Here is a 3,349-nt window from a genome sequence, read left to right as displayed (position 1 = left end):
GACGGCGAGCTGGATCGATACGCTGGCTCGCCACGCGGGCAAAAAAATCCTGCTGGTGGCGCACGGCGGCGTGAACCGCGTGATTCTCTGCCACGTCCTGAAAATCCCGCTCCAGAACATGTTTCGCCTGCAAGTGCCGTTCGCCGGCATGAGCCGGGTACGGATTCTCGGCAGCGGCGCCGAAGCCCTGCCGCAACTGGTGTTCCACGGTAGTCCGCAAGCATGAACCCGGATTGGAATGCTCGTGCATGTAGGAGCGCCGCCCCCGGCGCGAATGCGGCTGCAAATCGCGGCGAGGGCGCCGCTCCCACAACGGTGTTTCGGCAATAATCCCGGATGAAGGCGTTCCTGCTGGCCTTGCAGTTCCTCACCTGCCTCCCCGTTTTTCTGAAAGCTGCGCCGAACCCGGCGGACTGGGGCCGCTCGGCGCTCGCCTATCCTTTGGTCGGCCTTTTTATCGGGCTGCTGCTGGCAGGCCTGCAGCGTCTTGTGGGCCATGCCGACCCGCTGCTCCAGGCGGCACTCCTGACCGCGACTTGGGCGCTCATCACCGGCGGCCTGCACCTGGACGGACTGGCCGACAGCGCCGATGCCTGGGTGGGCGGCCATGGCGACCGGGAGCGGACCTTGGCGATCATGAAGGACCCGCGCAGCGGTCCGGCGGCCGTTTCAACGCTGGTGCTCGTGCTGCTGCTCAAGTTCGTCGCTCTGGCGGGGCTGGTCAAGGCCGGCGCCTGGCCCGTGCTGCTGCTGGCCCCAGTGCTGGGGCGGTCGGCGCTGGTCGCGCTGCTGCTGAGTACGCCTTATGTCCGGCCCGGGGGCATGGGGTCGGCGATATCGGCCCATCTGCCGCGCGCGGCTGCGGTGCTGGCGTTGCTCCTGGTCGCGGCGGCGGGGCTGCTTGCCGGGAAGGCCGGCGCGTTGGCGTTGGCAGTGGCGGCTGCAGCGTGGCTGGTGCTGCGCTGGATGATGATGCGGCGGCTGAATGGAATGACCGGCGACACCCTGGGGGCCGCGGTCGAACTGACCGAGGTTGCAGTGCTTGTCGCCCTCGCCCTGAGCCTGTGATGGCCGTGCCGATAACGGCGCTGCTTGCTGTTGTGCTGGATCGCCTGCTGGGCGAGCCGCGGCGCTGGCACCCGCTGGTAGGGTTTGGCTGGCTGGCGCAGCGGGTCGAAGCGAGCCTTTACGGGGCCAGCCGATTGCGGGGCGCGATCGCGGTGGTGTTGCTGGTCGGCGGGTTTGCCCTGGCGGCGTTCCTGGCACATCGCAGCCTGGGCTCCTGGGCCTGGTTGCTGGATGCGGTCTTGCTCTATCTTGCCCTCGGCGCAACCAGCCTTGGTGAGCATGCGGCAGCGGTTCGCCGTGCATTGGATGCCGGCGATCTCGATGCGGCGCGCCGGAGCGTGGGCCGGATGGTAAGCCGCGATACCGCGGACATGGACGAAACGGCGGTAGTCCGCGCGACGCTGGAGTCGGTGCTGGAGAACGGCTGCGACGCGGTGTTCGGCGCGCTGTTCTGGTTCTTTGTGGCGGGCGCGCCGGGCGTAGTGGCCTATCGCCTTGCCAACACCCTGGATGCGATGTGGGGCTACAAGACCGAGCGCTACCGGCACTTCGGCTGGGCGGCGGCGCGGCTGGATGACCTGCTCAACTGGATACCGGCACGGCTCACCGCATTCACCTACCTGCTCCTCGGAAGGGCCGGTTCGGCGTGGCGCTGCTGGCGCAGCCAGGCGGCAAGCTGGGAAAGCCCTAACGCCGGGCCGGTGATGGCTGCGGGGGCGGGCGCGCTGGCAGTTAAGCTGGGCGGCCCCGCGGTTTATCATGGATGCTTGGAAATTCGTCCGCCGCTCGGCGAAGGATGGGAGCCGGCGGCGGCGGATATTCGTCGCGCCACGGCGCTGGTGCGCCGTGGAGTGTGGCTGTGGTTGGTTCTGGCATTTTTGGGAGGGTGGGCGCTTGCTTGAGCACGGCGGACAAATCCGGCAGGCGGCGCTGCGCTTCGGCATTCCGCCGGAGGACTGGTTGGACCTTTCCACCGGCATCAACCCGTTGGGCTGGCCGGTGCCTGCGATCCCGCCGGAATGCTGGCGGCGGCTGCCGGATTCCGATGACGGTCTGATGGAAGCTGTCTGCCGCTACTACGGATGTCGTTCAGCGCTGGCGGTGGCGGGTTCCCAGGCGGCGATCCAGGCGTTGCCGAGCCTTCGCCCGCCGTGCCGGGTGGGTTTGCTTGCGCCCACCTATGCCGAGCACGCCCTGGCTTGGACGCGCGGTGGCCACCACGTGGTGTCGTTTGCCTCTGCCGAAATCGAGGCCAGGCTCGACCGGCTTGATGTGCTGGTGCTGGTCAATCCCAATAACCCGACGGGCGAGCGCTTCCCGGTAGAAACGCTGCGCGCCTGGCACCGCCGGCTGACGGCGCGCGGCGGCTGGCTGGTGGTGGACGAGGCCTTCATGGATGCCACACCGGAGGAAAGCCTGGCTGCTCATGCCGGTGCCGAAGGACTGGTGGTGTTGCGTTCCCTGGGTAAATTCTTCGGCTTGGCGGGTGCGCGGGTGGGCTTCGTATTGGCATGGCCGGAATTGCTCGTCCGGCTGAATGAAACGTTGGGTCCTTGGCCCGTAGCTCACCCGGCACGCCATGTCGCGCGTCTGGCCTTGGCGGACGAAACCTGGCAAGTTGACGAGCGGCGGCGCCTGGTGGGCGACTCGATGCGGCTGGATGAACTGCTGGGCGGACATGGCTTGTCCCCTGCCGGCGGTATTGCACTGTTCCAGTGGGTGAAATGTGAGCGTGCGCTTGCTATCCGGGATGAACTTGCGCAAACGGGAATCCTGGTGCGCTGCTTCGATTCGCCGCTTGGCCTGCGTTTTGGCTTGCCGGGTGGCGAGGCGGAGTGGGTTCGGCTGGGGCAGGCATTGCGGGGGGTGTCGTGACTGCCAAAACCCTGATGATACAGGGCTGCACCTCCGATGCCGGCAAGAGCGCACTGGTGACGGGCATCTGCCGGGTGCTCTACCGCCGCGGCAGGCGCGTCGCCCCCTTCAAGCCGCAGAACATGGCGCTGAACAGCGCGGTGACCGTGGACGGCGGCGAGATCGGCCGCGCCCAAGCGGTGCAGGCTCAGGCCTGCGGTCTGGAACCGCATACCGACATGAACCCGGTGCTGCTCAAGCCCAACACCGATGTCGGCGCTCAGGTGATTGTCCATGGGCGGGCCATCGGCAACATGGATGCGCGACGCTATCACGAGTTCAAGCCGGTGTTGCTGGAAAGCGTGCTGGCGTCCTTCGCGCGGCTCAAATCCGAATACGAATATGTGGTGGTGGAGGGGGCGGGCAG

4 protein-coding genes and 1 pseudogene are annotated in these 3,349 nt (G+C 67.4%); all 5 read left to right on the top strand.

Features of this window, described 5'->3' with window-relative positions; all coding sequences use genetic code 11:
* A partial coding sequence (locus Q8S40_RS09345) for a histidine phosphatase family protein (protein ID WP_305670166.1) occupies nt 1-226 on the top strand: 226 nt, incomplete at its 5' end.
* Nucleotides 227-336: 110 nt separating this feature from the next.
* Nucleotides 337-1,068 carry an adenosylcobinamide-GDP ribazoletransferase gene (locus tag Q8S40_RS09340; RefSeq protein ID WP_305670165.1) on the top strand — a complete coding sequence of 244 codons (732 nt, stop codon included), beginning with the start codon at nt 337-339 and terminating at the stop codon, nt 1,066-1,068.
* Nucleotides 1,068-1,970 carry an adenosylcobinamide-phosphate synthase CbiB gene (gene cbiB / locus Q8S40_RS09335; protein ID WP_305670164.1) on the top strand — a complete coding sequence of 301 codons (903 nt, stop codon included), beginning with the start codon at nt 1,068-1,070 and terminating at the stop codon, nt 1,968-1,970. Before Q8S40_RS09340 ends, cbiB begins: the two co-directional genes overlap by 1 nt.
* Nucleotides 1,963-2,943: a threonine-phosphate decarboxylase CobD gene (cobD, locus tag Q8S40_RS09330; protein WP_305670163.1), complete on the top strand. Its 981-nt coding sequence runs from the start codon at nt 1,963-1,965 to the stop codon at nt 2,941-2,943. The genes cbiB and cobD overlap by 8 nt, the downstream gene beginning before the upstream one ends.
* A pseudogene (locus tag Q8S40_RS09325) lies at nt 2,940-3,349 on the top strand (cobyric acid synthase CobQ); the annotation flags it as partial. The gene cobD and the pseudogene Q8S40_RS09325, both read left to right, overlap by 4 nt.

Source organism: Falsiroseomonas sp. (assembly GCF_030695085.1).
GTDB lineage: Bacteria > Pseudomonadota > Alphaproteobacteria > Acetobacterales > Acetobacteraceae > Falsiroseomonas.
Note: the sequence above shows the minus strand (reverse complement) of the source record. Positions and strands in the feature narration are given on the sequence as shown.

Excerpts from the sequence above, each read along its gene's own strand:
- cbiB (WP_305670164.1), top strand. The coding sequence starts at position 1,068 with ATGGCCGTGCCGATAACGGCGCTGCTTGCTGTTGTGCTGGATCGCCTG.
- Q8S40_RS09340 (WP_305670165.1), top strand. The coding sequence starts at position 337 with ATGAAGGCGTTCCTGCTGGCCTTGCAGTTCCTCACCTGCCTCCCCGTT.